At 39.9% G+C, this 18,423-nt stretch carries 19 protein-coding genes; 11 read left to right on the top strand and 8 right to left on the bottom strand.

The genetic code is table 11. The features are described from left to right. Positions 1-190: 190 nt before the first annotated feature. Together H6G97_RS07875 and H6G97_RS07870 are read right to left on the bottom strand one after the other, a co-directional pair. Entirely contained in the window at positions 191-1,786 is a 1,596-nt protein-coding gene (locus H6G97_RS07875; protein WP_190940102.1) for a nickel-dependent hydrogenase large subunit, read from the bottom strand. Between the two features lie 193 nt (positions 1,787-1,979). Then, positions 1,980-2,942: a hydrogenase small subunit gene (locus tag H6G97_RS07870; protein ID WP_190940101.1), complete on the bottom strand. Its 963-nt coding sequence runs from the start codon at positions 2,940-2,942 to the stop codon at positions 1,980-1,982. 1,045 nt (positions 2,943-3,987) lie between these two features. Between H6G97_RS07870 and H6G97_RS07865 the strand changes: the two genes are divergently transcribed. From H6G97_RS07865 to hypB, 11 genes are all read left to right on the top strand, one after another. Next, positions 3,988-4,962: a hypothetical protein gene (locus tag H6G97_RS07865; RefSeq protein WP_190940100.1), complete on the top strand. Its 975-nt coding sequence runs from the start codon at positions 3,988-3,990 to the stop codon at positions 4,960-4,962. Positions 4,963-5,026: 64 nt separating this feature from the next. Then, positions 5,027-5,293: an asr0689 family protein gene (locus H6G97_RS07860; RefSeq protein WP_190940099.1), complete on the top strand. Its 267-nt coding sequence runs from the start codon at positions 5,027-5,029 to the stop codon at positions 5,291-5,293. Positions 5,294-5,301: 8 nt separating this feature from the next. Beyond that, positions 5,302-5,526, top strand: a complete 225-nt coding sequence (locus H6G97_RS07855) for a hypothetical protein (RefSeq protein WP_190940098.1) — start codon at positions 5,302-5,304, stop codon at positions 5,524-5,526. Between the two features lie 49 nt (positions 5,527-5,575). Next, the gene (locus H6G97_RS07850) at positions 5,576-6,421 is read left to right on the top strand and encodes a NifU family protein (RefSeq protein WP_190940097.1); all 846 of its coding nucleotides are present in this window, start codon (positions 5,576-5,578) and stop codon (positions 6,419-6,421) included. Between the two features lie 654 nt (positions 6,422-7,075). Next, positions 7,076-8,263: an NHL repeat-containing protein gene (locus tag H6G97_RS07845; protein ID WP_190940151.1), complete on the top strand. Its 1,188-nt coding sequence runs from the start codon at positions 7,076-7,078 to the stop codon at positions 8,261-8,263. Positions 8,264-8,283: 20 nt separating this feature from the next. Continuing rightward, the gene (gene hypF, locus H6G97_RS07840) at positions 8,284-10,632 is read left to right on the top strand and encodes a carbamoyltransferase HypF (protein ID WP_190940096.1); all 2,349 of its coding nucleotides are present in this window, start codon (positions 8,284-8,286) and stop codon (positions 10,630-10,632) included. Between the two features lie 82 nt (positions 10,633-10,714). Further along, the gene (locus tag H6G97_RS07835; protein ID WP_190940095.1) at positions 10,715-10,975 is read left to right on the top strand and encodes a HypC/HybG/HupF family hydrogenase formation chaperone; all 261 of its coding nucleotides are present in this window, start codon (positions 10,715-10,717) and stop codon (positions 10,973-10,975) included. A gap of 160 nt (positions 10,976-11,135) precedes the next feature. Continuing rightward, entirely contained in the window at positions 11,136-12,317 is a 1,182-nt protein-coding gene (hypD, locus tag H6G97_RS07830; RefSeq protein WP_190940094.1) for a hydrogenase formation protein HypD, read from the top strand. Positions 12,318-12,372: 55 nt separating this feature from the next. Then, positions 12,373-13,476, top strand: a complete 1,104-nt coding sequence (gene hypE / locus H6G97_RS07825) for a hydrogenase expression/formation protein HypE (RefSeq protein WP_190940093.1) — start codon at positions 12,373-12,375, stop codon at positions 13,474-13,476. Positions 13,477-13,489: 13 nt separating this feature from the next. Next, positions 13,490-13,831 carry a hydrogenase maturation nickel metallochaperone HypA gene (gene hypA, locus H6G97_RS07820; RefSeq protein WP_190940092.1) on the top strand — a complete coding sequence of 114 codons (342 nt, stop codon included), beginning with the start codon at positions 13,490-13,492 and terminating at the stop codon, positions 13,829-13,831. Next, entirely contained in the window at positions 13,822-14,652 is an 831-nt protein-coding gene (gene hypB / locus H6G97_RS07815) for a hydrogenase nickel incorporation protein HypB (protein WP_190940091.1), read from the top strand. Before hypA ends, hypB begins: the two co-directional genes overlap by 10 nt. A 227-nt stretch (positions 14,653-14,879) precedes the next feature. On the opposite strand, the gene H6G97_RS07810 is transcribed toward hypB, so the two are convergent. The 6 genes from H6G97_RS07810 to H6G97_RS07785 form a co-directional block, all read right to left on the bottom strand. Then, on the bottom strand, positions 14,880-15,254 hold the full coding sequence (locus H6G97_RS07810) for a hypothetical protein (protein WP_190940090.1): 375 nt from the start codon (positions 15,252-15,254) through the stop codon (positions 14,880-14,882). Next, a complete protein-coding gene (locus tag H6G97_RS07805) occupies positions 15,244-16,251 on the bottom strand; it encodes an LLM class flavin-dependent oxidoreductase (RefSeq protein WP_190940089.1) in 1,008 nt (335 codons plus the stop codon). Before H6G97_RS07805 ends, H6G97_RS07810 begins: the two co-directional genes overlap by 11 nt. A gap of 135 nt (positions 16,252-16,386) precedes the next feature. Then, a complete protein-coding gene (locus H6G97_RS07800; RefSeq protein WP_190940088.1) occupies positions 16,387-16,749 on the bottom strand; it encodes a hypothetical protein in 363 nt (120 codons plus the stop codon). Positions 16,750-17,326: 577 nt separating this feature from the next. Continuing rightward, entirely contained in the window at positions 17,327-17,638 is a 312-nt protein-coding gene (locus H6G97_RS07795) for a hypothetical protein (protein WP_190940087.1), read from the bottom strand. A 2-nt stretch (positions 17,639-17,640) separates the two neighbouring features. Beyond that, positions 17,641-17,922, bottom strand: a complete 282-nt coding sequence (locus H6G97_RS07790) for a hypothetical protein (RefSeq protein ID WP_100900566.1) — start codon at positions 17,920-17,922, stop codon at positions 17,641-17,643. Between the two features lie 39 nt (positions 17,923-17,961). After that, positions 17,962-18,384 carry a hypothetical protein gene (locus H6G97_RS07785; RefSeq protein ID WP_190940086.1) on the bottom strand — a complete coding sequence of 141 codons (423 nt, stop codon included), beginning with the start codon at positions 18,382-18,384 and terminating at the stop codon, positions 17,962-17,964. Between the last annotated feature and the right edge of the window lie 39 nt (positions 18,385-18,423).

Raw genomic sequence — 18,423 nt, 5'->3', positions numbered from 1 at the left:
AAGTGCTGGTTTAAAGGCAGGTAATATAACAATAACTATTAGCAACATTTTACGATAAGTTATTGGGATTTAATTTTTGAATTTGTTTGTGAAGTAACACCTACTGACAAGCCGATATTTATTTACATTCATCTCTCAAAACAAAATATCAGTTATCAGTTTTATCATTACCTGATAACTGATAATTAAATTAAGCAGTCCGAAAACGCGCTAACTCCTCACCAGTCTTAGCGTCATGGGCGTGAACTGTACACACCAAGCATGAATCAAATGATCGCGCCACATGACCAACTTCCACAGGGTCGCTAGAATCGTAAATTGGTGTGCCAATTAAAGCTTCTTCAATGGGGCCTCGGATACCTTCACCATCACGAGGGCCGATATTCCAAGTACCAGGGGCAATCACTTGGTAATTCTTAATTTTACCGCCCTCCACTTCTACCCAGTGAGATAAAGAACCGCGTGCTGCTTCCGTTGCACCCCATCCCTTGCCATCTTTTTCTGTGGGTTTAATATACCAGGGGTCGTTTAACTTGAATTCGCGCAAACAGTGTTCAGCTTGCCGATATAACTTGACAAGTTCGTGAACTCGTGCTAGCTGGCGCACATGAATACTAGCACCACCCATTTCTTTAAAGACATCTAGAATAAAGCCGTCGTAGTGTTGCCAAGATTCGCCATGTTTACCACCGGCTACTAATTGACGCGCTAAGGGGCCTGTTTCCAAACGTCCGAAGTCTTTGTGAAGGACTGCACTCGACCAAGAGTAGGCGTTATCGAAGTCTTTTGTATTGATTGCAGTGGGTTTAGTGGTGCGATCGCTAGGGTGAATATCCTCTGTCCCTTCATCGTACCAAGAGTGAGTTGTATTCTCGCGGATAAATGACTGATCCATTAAAACGTGAGTGTCTGCAAAGCTGTCATACACTCCACTTTTCATAATCATCGCCGCATTTCGTCCTTCAATAGTCGGCTTTTGGTATTTATCTTCATGGGCTAAATATCCCCAAGTGACATATTTTCCAACACCAGCGCCATATCTATCTAAACCGATATCTAAACCCATGCGCCAATAAAAACCTAAGTCGGAATCTCGATGATTTCGGTCTTCATCCAACCAATCTCTGAAGTCATCATAAGTTTGGATTTGTTCGTAGCGTTCTAAAGAACAACCCAACCACACTGGTTCTAACCAATTGGTGCGGAAGTATTCAAGAATCGCCCAAGCGCGGGTAATGTCTGTAAGGGTTGGGGCGCACATTACACCACCAGGCACCATATAACTGCTGTGGGGCCATTGTCCGCCCAATAGTGCATAAATTTCTACGGGTTTAGCGGAAATTGTTATGCCTAGTTCGTAAGATTTGCCTGTGAAAGCGGCAAAGCGTCTAACAGCTTCGTCATAATAGCGACTATTGCGGTATTTTTTATTAGTTAAATCAATAGCAAATAATCCATAAAAATAGCGAGGGATGCTTTGAATTGTCTCGACAATTTGTCCTAGATTTCTAGCTAAAATCGCATTGCGGGGAACTTCTGTTTCCCAAGCTGTATCTAATGCCCAAGATGCACTAGTCAAGTGAGAACCGCCACAAATTCCGCAAATGCGAGGTGTGACAATTAATCCGGCTTGGGGGTCTTTACCACGTAGGATAACCTCAAATCCACGAAATAGTTCCGCGTGTGTCCAAGCGTTGACTACCCTTCCATGTTCAATATCAACTCGGACATCTAAATCGCCTTCAACTCTACCGACGGGCGATATATCTAATGATTGAATTGTCATTTGTCATTTGTCCTTTGTCATTTGTTACTTGTCATTTGTCATTTATCACTGGTCATTTATCATTGGTAATTATTCACTCGCCCCCCTGCAAAATGGTCGAAATACTTGATTTTTCGTCGAGGGTTACAGGGTACGGTCATTGGTCAAATGACTAATGACTAATGACCAATGACTAATGACCAATGACCAATAACTAAACTGTAAAAAAGTCTTCTTCTGCCCAAGGTGGTGCTGCATCTTTTGCAACCATTGTGAGTAAGGCGTAGTCTTTTTTGTTGACTCCTGGCGGCAATTCTTTGGGAACTCCCATTACTGTTTGAGTTTTAAATACGGTTCCTGGTTTGAGATCAAAGAAGGGAAATTCTGGTTCTGTGCAACCTAAACAAGGCATTCCGGCGCGAGTTTTGGATGAAACGCGGTTCCATAAGATGCGGTTGCAGGAGGAATGAGTCATGGGGCCACGACAACCTAAGTCATAAAATAGACAGCCTTTGCGCTGACCAAATTCGGCGGTTGATGCTTTGTAGGCAAAGTGAACGTTGCGGGTACAACCTGTTTGAGTATAAGTGTTGAAGAAGGTTTGGGGACGATTTAGTTCGTCGAAAGCAATGTCTGCTATGCGTCCAGTAGCGATCGCAACTAATATCTGCGTAATCCAGTCGGGATGGGCGGGACATCCAGGTATATTAATTACAGGTAATCCAGCTTGTGAGAGAAAATCTTTCCCTAAAAAGCCGCCTTCTTGACGTTTGAGAAATTGTAAACCTTCCGATTCGCTGGGGTTGGGTGACATGGCGGGAATTCCTCCCCATGTGGCACAGTCTCCCACCGCTACAATAAATTGAGCAACTTTGGCGAGGTCTGCTAACCAATCTTTCATGGCGCGATCGGCAAACCGATTCCATTCGCCTGTACCGTTGGGGGCATTAACAACGCTGCCTTCAAATACCAAGATATCTAAAGGAATTGTGCCAGAAATACAATCTCGCAGTAGTGTTTGTAGGTTGTTACCCAGTTCCAATCCTAAGGAAGGATGCCAAAGTAAATTGATGCCAAAGTCAGCAATTAAATCGCAGACTGTCGGTTCTTCGGCGTTGAGAAATGACATGGTGTTGCCTGAACAAGCGCCACCTTGTAGCCATAGTACGTTAGTCATCGGCTAGGTCTTTTTGTATTGTTTACCATACGTGATTTAGTGAATAATGCTTATGGAGCCTCACGTATTTATAAATATTTATTTATTAATATTAATATACTTTTTATGAAATTATCTATTGTTAAATAAAAATTACTCATTAGCGAGAATTAAAATCTAATTAAGATTGGCTAAAAGGTTGTATTAACAACAGACTCTTTAGAAAAAACTTGAATATAAACTAAACACGCTGGTTTTAGATAGCAGTAATCAATTATCTCTGAAAAGTAAGATACTTTAGATATGAATAGGCTAATGTATCTCTTGCGAAAGTTTCTAACACACAACCCCCAAGCATTCACTGCTTTCGGTGGTGAGAGATAAAACGTAGCTTTGGCGAGGTGGGGTTATTATCTGTGATTTATGCAAGAGACTCCATGAACACGGTGAGCGCAAAGCGCACGCTACGCGAGCACAACGAAGGAATGAAAATATTTCTTCCCCAGTCCCCAATCCCCAGTCCCTATTTTCAAGGCAGGTCTAATATTTTCAAGTTGAAAGCCTTGCAAATTATAAAATATGACTGCTAACCAAAAAAAATAAACGGTAAATAAACTTTTTTTAATATCAGAGTGAATAGTTATACTTGGATAACAAAGTTAGGTATTAAATATATAACCTGTTATCAGATCAATATAGGATAACTACGTTGTGTTAGGTCATGATACAAAACATATTAGAAAAAAGTAAGGTGTTTAAAGCTGACATTAATATTGGCAATTTCCCCCTAGAATTTTAGAAATAGAGTGTTTTATAGTAAACAAATTGATTCACTCAATTCTTAGGCATGGGGTATAAGGAAAGAAATAACTTATGGGGGATAGAGTTTATAAACTGTCTCCTGTTCTCTATTCTTAGCCCTAGTCTCAGACAAACAAGGGGAATTCCGCCTAAAGGACTCGAAGCCTGCGTAAATCAGTATGGCCCGTGATTAGACACCTAAAGCGTGTCTTAATCATTCGTGGGCGTTGACTCAATTCCCAATTGGCTAGAGTACGGCAGAGTTATGACCCCCAGCATTACAGATTCAGCAGTGAAGGCTGCGTTAGCAGCTATTGCTTCAGAGTCAGCCTCAGCAGATGAGAAAATCCAGATGCTGATCGAGATAGCACAGGGTTTTCAAAAAAAGCCCAAAGCTGCCCAAGACTTGCGAAATGCAGTTGGGTTATATTACCGGGCCTATGAGATGTGTGGTGAGGAGTATCCCCTGTTAAAAGCTAGGGCCCAAGTGGGTATGGCAGGGACGTTACAGGCAATACCGGATGCTGATTACCAACTGCTGATGCAAGCGAAAGTCGGTTATGAAGAGGCATTACCGATTTTACAACAATTAGCAACGCCAGAGGAAGTAGCAGAAACGCAGATGAATTTTGGCCTGGTGTTACAGTCGCTAGTGCCATTTAATTTGGCACGAATAACCGACAGCATCCAGGCTTATCATGAGGCGTTGCGGGTGTTTACTTGGGAAGATTACCCCCAAGAATACGCGATTTTGTATAACAATATTGCGATCGCTTACCTTTCTATGCCCTTAGCATCGGAACGGGAATACTTGCGTCAAGGGTTAGCTGTGCAATCATTTGAGGTGGCACTAAAGCACATTAATTTGATTGACCATCCTAGAGAATATGCGATGTTGCAAAACAATTTAGGTAACGCTTTGCAATATTTAGTGAGTTCCCATCCTGTAGAGAATAATTTGCGTGCGATCGCAGCTTATGACGAAGCGCTAAAAGTGCGTAATCCCAAAGATACACCTTTAGAGTACGCTAACACAATTTCCAACAAAGCCAACGCCCTATTCAACTTACCAGATGACCCCGAAAAACCAGAATCTGGTAATCCTAACAACCTTTTGCAAGCACGTATTTACTATCAAGACGCTTTAGAAATATTTACAGAACATCAACAAATTGCACAAGCAGAAGTAGTAATCCAAGCGCTACAAGATGTAGAAGCAGAAATAGGGAATAGGGAATAGGTTAGTTATTCTTTCTCCCTCATCTCCCTACTCCCCTAATTCCTAACAATCAGGACAAAACAGCATGAGAGATATTTTTACCTACTCAAATGCCATCAATTTTTTCACAAGTTTAGCAGATGGTGATTTGAACATAGCAACAGAATTTGTGTGGTTAATCATCGCCACAGCCTTGTCTATGGTCGGCGGTGCAATTGGTGGAATGCTATTAGCTGGGAGAGATATAGGCTATCAGTTTTCAGCAATGCTAGGTGCATTATTTGCTCCTGCGGGTGTAATTCCCGCCATTTTCTTAGGGCTTACTGCCTTAAATTTCTTGAAAAATTATTAGGAGATAACATGTTAGAAATAGGTTGGTTTTCTGCTAAGTTATTTTTTAAAGGAAAGCTAATACGCGACCCAGTGTATTTTGTCAAGCAAACTACTATTGGTATTGCTATAGGTTTTTTATTGCTAGTGTTACTCGCACAAGCCCCGATTCCCTTCTACTTACCAATAATATTATCTAGCTTAGTGACGGGCATGATGATGCCATTTCTCCTCAAAGATTTCAAGATGAAGTGATTGGTCATTGATGAATAACCAATGACAAATGACAAATGACAAATGACCAATGACAAACCTTGAAGAATTAGTTCAGGAAATTAATCGTTTTGAGGCAATTATATCCCAGTGGGATGAAAGCCAACGGTGTGTAGCGGTGGGTCTAAAAAGAGCAATTGAAGCTTTGCATAAAGCTGCATTGACTAGTTTGATTAAAAGCTTGAAAGAAGAATCAATGCCAGCTTTGCGCCATGCAGTTGCAGATGAAGTAGTGTATGCGGTGCTACTGTATCACGAATTAGTCAAACCACCAAAACCTCCCCTTTCACAGCGCATTCAGACAGCACTTGAAGAAGTTCGCCCAGCTTTAAAAAGCCATGACGGTGATGTAGAATTAGTGGCAATTAAACCACCAGATACAGTAGAAGTTAAATTAATCGGAACTTGCAGCAGTTGTCCGACTTCTACTTTAACTTTATCTCAGGGAGTAGAACAAGCAATAAAAAATCATTGTCCCGAAATTACCAAAGTAGTGGCAGTCAATAACAGTTCTACTGTTAACAACGCTAATTCTAGTTTAATCAGTCCATTCTCTACAAAAATAACTTGTACTTGGATGAAAGTAGCGACCCTTGATGAAGTTCCTGAATTTAGTGTAGTGGTAGTACAACTTGCTGGTACTTCACTAATTTTACATCGCCAAGGTGCTACAGTAAAATGCTATCGTAATGGTTGCGCTCATCTAGGATCTCCCTTAGAAAAGGGTAAAGTTGAAAATGGTATTATTACCTGCCCTTCTCACGGATTCCAGTACAAATTAGAGACAGGTGAATGCTTAACTGCGCCTGATATTTCGCTTCAGTCGTATCCAGTCAAGATTAAAGGTGATAAGGTTTTTGTGAAACTGCAAAAATGATGCAAAGGTGACATTTCAGCAAATATACTTGACGATTAGTCAATCACAGCTAGTTTGCTTTTTAATTTCGGTAGTTCGCGCATTGATTTTAGTATTTTGTGCAAGCAAAATGCCTGAATGCTTTCTCAATATCTTTAAATTAATTCTCATTTGTGTAATTTAGGTATTGATTTTAGTGTTTTGAGAAAGTAAAAAGGCATATTACTTTCTCAAAAGGTCATTTGACTTATTCAAACCCCAGTTTGCTTACTCATTTTGGTATTTTCCGCAAGCAAAATCATCTTTTACTTTCTCAAAAGCAGCTTTTACTTATTAATTTTGGTGTTTTCCGTAAGCAAAATGAGCTTTTACTTTCTCATTTTGGTGTTTTCCGCAAGCAAAATCAGCTTTTACTTTCTCAAACCCCAGTTTGCTTTCTTATTTCAGTACATCGCGCACTCATGCAAAAAATTCACTATGTAGTAAAAGTTACTAAGATTAGCTAGATTTTTTTAGAATTGATTAATACGGAAGTTAATTACAGGTTTTAACTTAATTTGAAAAAAACATAATGCAAAACTGTTACTGTTGTTACACGCCGATCAACATTAATGTTTTTAAATAATTATCAGCGTCTATTTGCGCTTCATAGATATCCCAATCATAAGTAATCTCATATCACAATTACCGCCAGAAACAACAGAAATTTCTCAAAATTTGCCTCTATCACCTCAAGGTGCAGAGGTAATTTTAGGTAACATTATTGAACCTGAACAATTAGTTATACCTGTAGCACCCAATGCCACAACAATGTTTGGGCCTCGTGGTGCTTGCCTGTTATCAGAAACTGGCCCTTTATGGGTATCAGATACAGGACATCATCGATTATTAGGATGGCAAAGTTTACCCACAAGAGATAGTCAACCGGCTAATTGGGTAATTGGACAACCTGATTTTTACCATGAAGGACAAAATGCTAAAAATACACCGGGAAGGGCAACTTTAAGTGTACCAACAGGGATTTGTGCTTGCGGCGAAGGGTTAGCTGTAGCTGATGCTTGGAATCATCGGGTTTTGATTTGGAAAAGCTTGCCAGAAGATAACAATGTTCCAGCAGATTTGGTATTAGGGCAAGTTAATTTTACTGATAATGAACCAAATCGAGGAAATCAACAAGCATTTGCTAGTACAATGCACTGGCCCTATGGTGTTTACTATCATCAAGGACGGCTATTTATTGCTGACACTGGTAATCGAAGGTTATTAATTTGGCATCAATTACCAACAGAAAATGGTCAACCTGCTGATTTAGTTTTGGGACAACCGGATATGATATCACGTGATGAAAACGGCGGTGGTTCTGCAACCGCAGCGAGTATGCGTTGGTGTCACGATATTACCTTTTGGGGAGAGAATTTGGTTGTCAGTGATGCAGGTAATCATCGGGTAATGATTTGGCAGGGAATACCTACAGAAAATAATACTCCTTGTGCTGTGGTTTTAGGGCAAAAAAGCTTTAATTTTGTGGAAATGAATCAAGGAGTTTATTATCCTAGTGCTAGTAGTTTGAGTATGCCTTATGGTGTAGCGGTGGCTGGAGATTGGTTAGTAGTGGCAGATACTGCTAATTCTCGTTTGGTAGGATGGAGAAAGCCAGAATCAATTTTATCGTTGCAAGGTGTAATGGCAGGTGGGTTAGCAGGACAAATAAATTTTCAAAATAAAGGTGAAAATCGTAATTTTGGATTGCCAAAACGAGATAGCTTAAATTGGTGTTATGGCATAAAAGTTTGTGGCAATACGGCAGTAATTGCTGATTCTGGAAATAACCGAATATTGCTATGGCAGTTTAATAATTCGTAATTTTTAAAAGTAAGATTTGTATGGCGACTGAAGAAATTAGAGTTCGCGGTACTGTTCAAGGGGTAGGATTTCGCCCTACTGTATATCGTCTGGCTAAAGCTTGCGGTTTGCTTGGAGATGTTTGTAATGATGGTGAAGGTGTATTAATTCGGGTATCTGGTAGTGAGGAAGCAATAACCAAATTTATTGCCAGATTGCAAACAGAATGTCCACCATTGGCAAGAATTAATCAATTAGCAAGAACTCCTTATGAAGGTGACTTAAAATTTGATAACTTTGTGATTTCTACTAGTGTTAGTAATGCTATTAAAACAGAAATTACCCCTGATGCAGCCACTTGTCCACAATGTCAACAAGAAATATTCGACCCTTTTAGCCGCTTTTATCGTTACCCCTTTACTAACTGTACTCATTGCGGCCCTCGCCTGAGTATTATTCGTGAAATTCCTTACGACAGATGCAATACCAGTATGTCTGCGTTTGCTATATGTCCCGAATGTGCAAAGGAATACCACGATGTCGAAAACCGCCGTTTTCACGCCCAACCTGTAGCTTGTTATGCTTGTGGCCCTTCAGCTTGGTTAGAACGCGCTGATGGGAAATCGGTTACTGCTTCCATGTTCTCCATGCTAGATGATGTTGATGCCGTTTGTACCTTGTTGCAAAAGGGTGAGATTGTTGCAATTAAAGGCTTAGGTGGTATTCATCTGGCTTGCGACGCAACACAGGAAACTGTTGTACAAAAACTGCGTCAGCGTAAAAAGCGCTATCATAAACCTTTTGCTTTAATGGCGCGAGATATTAAGGTAATTGAAGAATATTGCACAGTCAACGCCAAAGAAAAAGAATTACTGGCAAGTTCTGCTGCACCAATTGTTTTATTACAAGCGACAGGTAAAAAAGTAGTAGCACCATCGATAATATCAGGGCAAAATACCCTCGGTTTCATGCTACCTTATACGCCCTTACATCATTTAATTCTACGGCGGATGAATCGCCCAATTGTTTTAACAAGTGGTAATCTTGCCGATGAACCACAATGTATTGATAATGACGAAGCAAAAGATAAATTAAGGACAATCGCTGATTATTTTCTCTTTCACAATCGAGAAATTATTAATCGAGTAGATGATTCAGTGGTGAGAGTTATCAGTGATAAAACTCAAATAATTCGCCGTGCCAGAGGATATGCACCAGCATCTATTAGCTTACCACCGGGATTTCAAGATGTACCGCAAATTTTAGCAATGGGTAGTGAGTTAAAAAATACCTTTTGCTTATTGCGTGAAGGAAAAGCAATTCTCTCTCAACATCTGGGAGATTTAGAAAATGCTGCGGCTTTTAATGCTTACCAAGAGACTTTAAACTTATACTTGAATTTATTTGAACATACACCAGAAGTAATCGCCATTGATAAACATCCAGAATATCTTTCCAGCAAACTTGGTAAAGAACTATCAAATACAAATCAAATTCCAATTCATCAAATCCAGCATCATCACGCCCACATTGCTGCTTGCATGGTAGAAAATAGAATTCCTTTAAATTCACCTCCAGTATTAGGTATTGCTTTAGATGGATTAGGTTACGGTGATGATGGTACACTCTGGGGCGGAGAATTTCTTTTAGCAGATTATCGCCAATTTCAGCGACTAGCAACATTTAAACCAGTGGCAATGATTGGTGGTGAACAAGCAACTTATCAGCCTTGGCGTAATACCTACGCCCAATTAATAGCTGCTCAACTTTGGGATGATTGCCAAGAACAGTATGCTGATTTAGAAATCGTAAAATTGCTGAATAAAAAACCACTAAAACTACTGAATCAACTTATAGAGAAAAAAATTAACTCTCCTCCAGCCTCTTCAGTAGGGCGGTTGTTCGATGCAGTGGCTGCGGCTATCGGTATTTATAGAGATGAATGTAGTTATGAAGGACAAGCTGCGATCGCAATGGAAGCTATAGTAGATGTTAGTAGCTTAAATAATGATAAAGAAGCGCCAATATACCCTTTTAGTTTTAGCTTTTCAGATAGTATTTATTGTATAGACCCGCGTCCAATGTGGCAAGCCTTACTCAATGACTTGCAGCAGCAGATTCCCCAACCAGTTATAGCTGCCAAATTTCACAAAGGTTTAGCTAATGCCATCGTGGAAATGGTTAAGCATCTTTACCAAGAAAATCTGATTAATCAGGTAGCTTTAACCGGAGGAGTATTTCAAAATTGTATATTGTTACAGCAAGTTACCAAAAGATTAGAAACATTGGGAATAAAAGTACTCACTCATAGCTTAGTTCCAGCTAATGACGGCGGCTTATCTTTAGGACAAGCAGTTATTGCAGCCGCACAATTAATACATGAGTCTTGATATTTTACAAGTTTTCTGTCACAAATAACTCTCTCTGTGTTCTCCGCGCCTTTGCGGTTAGTTTATCTTAAAGAATAAAAAAATGTGTTTAGGAATCCCCGGACAAATTATAGAAATTACCAACGTCAACCATAAATTAGCCCTAGTTAACATTGGTGGTGTTAAGCGTGAAGTAAATATTGCTTGTATCGTTGATGAACAACATCCCCCCGAAGCTTGTATTGGTGATTGGGTATTAGTCCATGTTGGCTTTGCCATGAATCGAATTAACGAACAAGAAGCGGCGGAAACATTACAACTTTTTCAAGAATTAGCAGCAGCACAAGCAGGGATTAGTACTTAAATAATAAACTTTTCTTGTCTGTCTCACGTAGAGGGGCAGAGAAAGAGTTTAATTTCTTTCTTTCTTTCTTCGCGCCCTTTGCGTCTTCGCGGTTCGTTAAAAAAATACCCCGGAAAGAAAGCGAAACTAACTGATATCCAAAAACTATTTTTCAATCCCTATGAAATATGTTGACGAATTCCGCGAACCGGAAAAAGCAGAAGCCATACTCCGCGAAATCGCCAAATTATGCAATCGGCTAAAAAAACCCATCAAAATCATGGAAGTATGCGGCGGACATACCCATTCCATATTTAAATACGGTATCGAAGAAATATTACCCCAAACCATTGAACTAATTCATGGGCCTGGTTGTCCAGTATGCGTTATGCCAAAAGGGAGATTAGATGATGCGATCGCAATCTCCCAAAATCATAACGTCATTTTTGCCACCTTTGGCGACGCAATGCGAGTTCCCGGTTCCAAAACCACTTTACTGCAAGCTAGGGCACAAGGTGCAGACATCCGTATGGTGTACTCTCCTTTAGATAGCCTGCAAATTGCCAGAGATAACCCCGACAAACAAGTAGTCTTCTTCGCATTAGGCTTTGAAACCACAGCCCCCAGCACCGCCTTCACCATTCTGCAAGCAGCAGCCGAAAAAATTCATAACTTTAGTATGTTTTCCAATCACGTCCTCGTGATTCCCGCCCTCAAAGCACTATTAGATAATCCCGACTTACAACTAGATGGATTTGTTGGCCCTGGCCATGTCAGCATGGTAATTGGTAGTGACCCTTACCAATTTATTTCCCAACAATATAATAAGCCAATAGTCGTCTCAGGATTTGAACCCTTAGATATTCTCCAATCAATTTGGATGCTATTGCAACAGCTAGTAGAAAATCGTTGCGAAGTTGAAAACCAATATAACCGAATTGTCCAAAAAAGCGGAAACACAGTAGCCCTGCAAGCCATAAATAAAGTTTTCGCAGTGCGAGATAGTTTTGATTGGCGTGGCTTAGGTGACATCCCCTATTCAGGATTACAAATTAAACCAGAATATGCCCAATTTGATGCCGAACTTAAATTTACCATTCCTAACCTCAAAGTAGCCGACCATAAAGCTTGTAAATGTGGAGAAATTCTCAAAGGAGTCTTAAAGCCTTGGGAGTGTAAAGTATTCAGTACAGCTTGCACACCAGAAACACCAATCGGTACTTGCATGGTATCTTCCGAAGGCGCTTGTGCAGCCTATTACAAATATGGGCGACTCTCCACCATTGCCAAAAGAACAATCACCCAAAAACCAAAAATAACTCAAGAACCTCTCCCCGCCTGCGGCTTCTCCTCAGACTTATAATACTCCGCGTACCTCTGCGCTTCCCTTTGCGTTCCTCTGCGTTAAAAAAAATAATATGAATTTCCCCCCCATAAACCCAATACAAAATCCCCTATTCCAAAAAATAGAACAAGTCCGTCGTCGCCAAGCTAAAGTGCAAGACACTCATATAACTCTCGCACATGGTAGCGGTGGTAAAGCCATGCGCGATTTAATTGATGATATCTTTGTCAGCAATTTTGATAACCCAATTCTCTCACAACTAGAAGACCAAGCCAGCTTCAACTTAGCCCCTCTCCTCCAACAAGGAGACAGACTCGCATTTACAACAGATTCTTATGTTGTAGACCCGTTATTTTTCCCCGGAAGTGATATAGGAGAATTAGCTATAAACGGCACAGTTAATGATTTAGCTGTAAGCGGTGCAAAACCCTTATATCTAACTTGTAGCGTAATTTTAGAAGAAGGATTACCTGTCGAAACCTTGCGCCGTGTCGCAGCCAGCATGAAAGCAGCCGCAGAAAAAGCTGGTATTCAAATTGTCACTGGTGACACAAAAGTTGTACATCGTGGTGCTGCCGATAAACTCTTTATTAATACTGCTGGCATTGGTATCATCCCCCGAGGGCTTAACATTTCCGCCCAAAATATTAAACCTGGAGATGCAGTAATAATTAATGGTGAAATAGGCAATCATGGGACAGCAATTTTAATTGCCCGTGGTGAGTTAGCCTTAGAAACTAATATTGAAAGCGATTGTCAGCCGTTACATAGTTTAGTAGAAAGTATTCTGCGTGTATGTCCTCAAGTTCATGCTATGCGAGATGCCACACGCGGCGGTTTAGCTACAGTATTAAATGAATTTGCCCTCACTTCCAATGTAGGAATTCGTCTTTTTGAAGAATTTATCCCAGTACGTGAAGAAGTCAACGGAGTTTGCGAAATTCTCGGTTTAGACCCGTTGTATTTAGCTAATGAAGGTAAGTTAGTTGTAGTGGTTCCAAAAAAGAATGCTGAAAACGTTTTATCAGCTATGAAATTACACCCAGCAGGTAAAGATGCTTGTATTATTGGCGAAGTTATTTCTTCACCCCCAGGTATCGTATTGTTAAAAACAGTTTTTGGTGCTGAAAGAATTGTTGATATGCTGGTAGGCGACCAATTGCCACGAATTTGTTAATAAATTTTATAGTATGCACGAACTTGGAATTACCCAAAATATTGTGGCAATTGTAACTGAACACGCCAAAGGCGCAAAAGTGCAGCGAGTTTTATTAGAAATTGGCAAACTTTCAGCCATTATGCCCGATGCTATCCGATTTTGTTTTGATATTTGCACTCAAGGCACAGTTTTAGAAGGGGCAACATTAGAAATTCTGGAAATTCCTGGTTTAGGGCGATGTCGCCAATGTGGTGCAGAAATTTATTTAGATAAACCATTTGGTATTTGTAGCTGTGGTAGTGTGCAATTAGATTTAATTACTGGTGAAGAACTGAAAATTAAAGAAATAGAAATAGAGGAATTATGTGTGTAACCTGCGGTTGTTCGGATGATGGTGAAACTAAAATTATCAATTTAGAAACAGATGAAACTGAACATCATCATACTCATACTTTACCCGATGGTACTGTTATAACTCATTCCCACAGTCATGATACTCATATAGAAACACCTCAAATTCATGCAAAAATACACAATACAACAATATCTTTAGAACAGGATATTTTAGCAAAAAATAATCTACTAGCTGCCCAAAATCGGGGATGGTTTAAAGGGCGAAATATTCTTGCTTTAAATTTAATGAGTTCTCCCGGTGCTGGGAAAACAACTCTGTTGACGCAAACTATCAATGATTTAAAGCATCAATTATCTATCAGTGTAATTGAAGGCGACCAAGAAACAGCTAACGATGCCAAAAAAATAAAAGAAACAGGTTCTAAAGTCATCCAAATCAACACCGGAACAGGCTGTCATTTAGATGCATTAATGATAAAGAGGGGTTTACAACAACTGAATCCGCCACTAAACTCAGTTGTGATGATTGAAAATGTCGGAAATTTGGTTTGTCCAGCCTTATTTGATTTAGGAGAACAGGCAAAGGTCGTGATTCTCTCTGTCACGGAGGGAGAAGATAAGCCGCTAAAATATCCGCATATATTCCGTGCTAGTAACATCATGATTCTCACCAAAATTGATTTGCTGCCTTATGTAGATTTTGATGTTCAAAAGTGCATAGATTATGCTAGAGAAATTAATCCCCAAATTCAGATTTTTCAGGTTTCCGCAACTACTGGTACTGGGCTAGAGAAGTGGTATGCGTGGCTAATTGAAAACTTAAAAACTTGTCAGCATTAATCTCTTACCGCTTGACGAATATCTAATTTTTTTACAAACCACAGAGACGCAGAGGACACAGAGAGAAGAAAGAGAAGGAAAAATTGCTTAACTGAACTGTATTGAATTCTATTCTGTAACACTGATATTTTTAGAATTGGCTTTGATAAAAATTGCAACACCCTGCACTTTAGGAGTACAGGGTGTAAGACAGCTATATTTTGTGTGATTCCCAGTTTCTATTTACCTCAAAGCCAATCTCGATAAGCTGATATTTCATTTACGCTGATTTCAAATGGCATCCCCTTGCCAAATGGCGGATAAACGCGGATTTTACCGTTGCTAGCAAACCGCTCTAATCTATTACCTAACTGGGCAATATTGCTGACTATATGCCAGTAAGATACTAAATCAGGACAGTCAACAATTAATGTTAGAATGCTAGCATTTGTTGTGATATACCACTGACAATTAGACAACAGGACTCGCGTAATGCGATCGCAGGCTAGATAAAAGCATCTACCTGTTGACTGTTCTAGCTCCATTTGCAGCATTCCATCCTCTTTTGTTACCTCAGATGGAGGTAAATCATCGGGAGGAAGCTGATATAGTTTAGAAGACATAATTTCGCACCTCTTGGTTGTAGCGCGTCAAACTCTCTAGGTTTTTTTGCATATCCGAAGATGAGGGTTTGAGTGCTAACGTACCTAAATTTAATTCGTCTTGAAATTTCTTGATTTTGTCTCGACAAGTCTCCACATCACCAATAATTGAGTTCTCAATCAAATAATCTTCGTCGAAACAAATGTTTGTGCGATCAAATGGTTTTTGGTTGGGATTCGCACTATTCTGTAATACTTCAGCCGAATTAGCTGTCATTTTCTTGCTAAATTGGCGGATGAAAGGTAATGCCTCACTCACTGCCTCATCAAATGTTTTGCCAACATAAAAAAAGCGTGCCAGCACGAAATTTTCCGCACCACTAGAATTTAAGGCTCGATATTTAGCAACAGTATCCTTCAATCTCTGTAGGGAGAATGGCGGCCCACCCATCAAGCTGAAGGAATGTTTAGCAGCAAACTCGATACCATCATCGCCGCCAGTGGCAACATACACTGGTATTTGACTCTGCAATGGTTTTGGGTAAATTGTTAAGCGATCGCATTGATAATACTTGCCATTAAATGATACCTCAGTTTCATATAACAGCTTGTGAATCATTGCGATCGCCTCTAGCGTCTTAGGACGTGCTTCACTTGGGAGTGTCGCAAAATGCTTATTTTGTTGGGGGAATGGGCCGCCTTTGGCAACTCCAAATAATAATCGTCCATTGCACAGGTTATCCAGAGTGGCGATATCTTCCGCTACCCGAATCGGGTTATGGAATGGCAGTAACACCGCCGCAGTGCCTAATTGGATAGTTGAAGTCAGCCCCGCCAAATGTGCCATCAACAGCAACATGGAGGGGCTGAGATTGGATTCACTAAAATGATGCTCACTCACCCAGGCTGACTCAAAACCTAAACTTTCTGCCTGTTTTATCAGCGTGACTTGCTCAAAGATGGCACGACGAGCATCTTGGTGATGATTATCGTAATTGCAGAAAATTCCAGTTTTCATTACTTGCGTTAATACTTTGTGCTGGCTATTCTAGTGGTCGATAGGTTCGTAGGAAGTGCTTTAGTGCTTAAATATTTGAGGACTAAAGTTTTCACTACAAACATATTTACTCCTCTCAATTAATGCGATCAAAGACTAATTTGCAACCCACTGTAACTCCAACCATAGACGTGGGTTATTGTGTTTGATGTTCGACATTGGATCGCGCAATAATCGCTTGGCATTCATGCAGACTACTTGTACTAAACCCATGTTGTCTGCTACTTCTCTGAGTATTTCTTTATGGGCTTGCACACAGGAAATCATTTCGTCAGAGCAATAAATTCCTATATATTGCAAGCGTCTAGCAGGTCGTCCCCAAAAACAGGTGATGACTTTTACATAACACCCGTCTAGTAATTCTCCAACTTTTGGGTAGTATTCGTTGAGGACTCTTGTGAATTCTTTGGCTAAGATATCTTCAGCAATCATTGGAACTGATGTTTCTGTAGCGTCCATCACGCTATTTAATATAACATAATTTTATCAATTAAACATGACAAAATAGCCTAACAGGCTTAAATAAAATATTAAACATTACAAAAAAAGAGGCATACATTGTTTAGTATTACCTCAGCTTTGCGTAAAGCATCTTTATATTTAAATATAAAAGTATTGGTTTGAAAACCTTAGTGCAGCACGGCAGAAATAAACATATCATTTGAAATGGCGCAAGAGTTTAGAATACAATTATGCGTGACTTTTGACTTCCGCCTTGCGGTATTAGACTTGGCAAATGGAATTCGCAGTTATAAGAGACTTAACCCACCTGTGTGGGTTAAACCAGTTGCTTGAGCAAATTGTTTTTCTTAGTCAGCGTAGGCGAACTACCCTGCGAGTGACGCTGAAACCCTTCTCGTAAGAGTAGCAGCAAAGCGTCTATGTTTGCAAGATTAACCGCGATTTCTAATCGACAGGTATATTTGCAAAGGTGAGATGCTCCCAAATACTCTAATATCGAAAATTATGAATTCAAAGAAAATGCATTTAAATAGCATATCTTAATGTTGAATTCTAAATTTTGCCTTTTTAATTATTATCGAGCATTGCGTTCACAAACTAAGACTTCTGCTACAATATCCGGCACATTTACAAAGTCCGTAAATCCTTCAGAACCATGCACTGGCGATATAAATGTGTAGTTTGGATCGCACACTCCATTGTCATATACTTGAAGAAACCATCTATCGGGAAATCCTTCTACACCTAATTCTACAGTGTACCAACTCTCGCCAATTAGACGAGAGTTAAAGATTGTAAACCACTCCCGATTCTCTTCTGAAATATTCCAATCTGCCATCAGCAGTTCTAAAGCTATTTGTCCCGCATCCGTTGAAGTCAACAGCATTTTTACTCCTTATTTGCGGCTTCAGTATTTGCAACTTCAGGATTGGAAACTTCTGGGTATAAACCCAGTTCTTTAGCTAGCTCACGCGCTACAAAAAATAAAAACTTAGCACCATCTTGATTGCCTTCATGGGCAAACATAGTTGCTACTTGTAACATTGTCTCTACAAACCCAGAATCAATCAATTCTGGCTTACTTTCCAAAACTTCTGGTTCTTGACCATTAGGACATTTGAGTAGCTCATCAATAAGATTGAAATACAGTTGTTGGCGTTGTTCTGACATAGTAATTTTGTTGATTTTAGTGAGTTAATTGTGAATTGGTTATTGTTCGATACTGTGCTGCCATAGCCTTTCCAACATTTCAACTTGTTCTTTTAAAACAGCAGCACGATGAACAAAATATCTGTCGTAAAAAAGAATCCCTAACCCAATACAAATAGGGGTTAGCAAGAAGAACCATTGTAGGATCGTGGCAAATTTATATTGTTCAGCAACAGTCAGCATTTGATGAATCACATTACGGTCAGAGGATTTAATGTTAGTCTGAGGGGAATGTGTACCCTCCATCCGGGGAGCCAAGATAGGAGCATTTCTACTAGTCTTGTTAATTTCGCAGGCTAAATTCTGGGATTTTACTAACTCCAAATGTCGTTCCCAAACTATGCCAAATACTACTACTCCTGGAGAAAGCACTACTAATGTAACTACGCAAACTGTGAGAAGATTTAAAAGTTTGGCTTTCATCTCGGCTCTCCCTTGCTAGGTAGTATGCACTCAGCAAGA

This window comes from Nostoc flagelliforme FACHB-838, assembly GCF_014698065.1.
GTDB classification, from domain to species: domain Bacteria; phylum Cyanobacteriota; class Cyanobacteriia; order Cyanobacteriales; family Nostocaceae; genus Nostoc; species Nostoc flagelliforme_B.
Note: the sequence above shows the minus strand (reverse complement) of the source record. Positions and strands in the feature narration are given on the sequence as shown.

Excerpts from the sequence above, each read along its gene's own strand:
- H6G97_RS07875 (WP_190940102.1), bottom strand. The coding sequence starts at position 1,786 with ATGACAATTCAATCATTAGATATATCGCCCGTCGGTAGAGTTGAAGGC.
- H6G97_RS07870 (WP_190940101.1), bottom strand. The coding sequence starts at position 2,942 with ATGACTAACGTACTATGGCTACAAGGTGGCGCTTGTTCAGGCAACACC.
- H6G97_RS07865 (WP_190940100.1), top strand. The coding sequence starts at position 3,988 with ATGACCCCCAGCATTACAGATTCAGCAGTGAAGGCTGCGTTAGCAGCT.
- H6G97_RS07860 (WP_190940099.1), top strand. The coding sequence starts at position 5,027 with ATGAGAGATATTTTTACCTACTCAAATGCCATCAATTTTTTCACAAGT.
- H6G97_RS07855 (WP_190940098.1), top strand. The coding sequence starts at position 5,302 with ATGTTAGAAATAGGTTGGTTTTCTGCTAAGTTATTTTTTAAAGGAAAG.
- H6G97_RS07850 (WP_190940097.1), top strand. The coding sequence starts at position 5,576 with ATGACAAACCTTGAAGAATTAGTTCAGGAAATTAATCGTTTTGAGGCA.
- hypF (WP_190940096.1), top strand. The coding sequence starts at position 8,284 with ATGGCGACTGAAGAAATTAGAGTTCGCGGTACTGTTCAAGGGGTAGGA.
- H6G97_RS07835 (WP_190940095.1), top strand. The coding sequence starts at position 10,715 with ATGTGTTTAGGAATCCCCGGACAAATTATAGAAATTACCAACGTCAAC.
- hypD (WP_190940094.1), top strand. The coding sequence starts at position 11,136 with ATGAAATATGTTGACGAATTCCGCGAACCGGAAAAAGCAGAAGCCATA.
- hypE (WP_190940093.1), top strand. The coding sequence starts at position 12,373 with ATGAATTTCCCCCCCATAAACCCAATACAAAATCCCCTATTCCAAAAA.
- hypA (WP_190940092.1), top strand. The coding sequence starts at position 13,490 with ATGCACGAACTTGGAATTACCCAAAATATTGTGGCAATTGTAACTGAA.
- hypB (WP_190940091.1), top strand. The coding sequence starts at position 13,822 with ATGTGTGTAACCTGCGGTTGTTCGGATGATGGTGAAACTAAAATTATC.
- H6G97_RS07810 (WP_190940090.1), bottom strand. The coding sequence starts at position 15,254 with ATGTCTTCTAAACTATATCAGCTTCCTCCCGATGATTTACCTCCATCT.
- H6G97_RS07805 (WP_190940089.1), bottom strand. The coding sequence starts at position 16,251 with ATGAAAACTGGAATTTTCTGCAATTACGATAATCATCACCAAGATGCT.
- H6G97_RS07800 (WP_190940088.1), bottom strand. The coding sequence starts at position 16,749 with ATGGACGCTACAGAAACATCAGTTCCAATGATTGCTGAAGATATCTTA.
- H6G97_RS07795 (WP_190940087.1), bottom strand. The coding sequence starts at position 17,638 with ATGCTGTTGACTTCAACGGATGCGGGACAAATAGCTTTAGAACTGCTG.
- H6G97_RS07790 (WP_100900566.1), bottom strand. The coding sequence starts at position 17,922 with ATGTCAGAACAACGCCAACAACTGTATTTCAATCTTATTGATGAGCTA.
- H6G97_RS07785 (WP_190940086.1), bottom strand. The coding sequence starts at position 18,384 with ATGAAAGCCAAACTTTTAAATCTTCTCACAGTTTGCGTAGTTACATTA.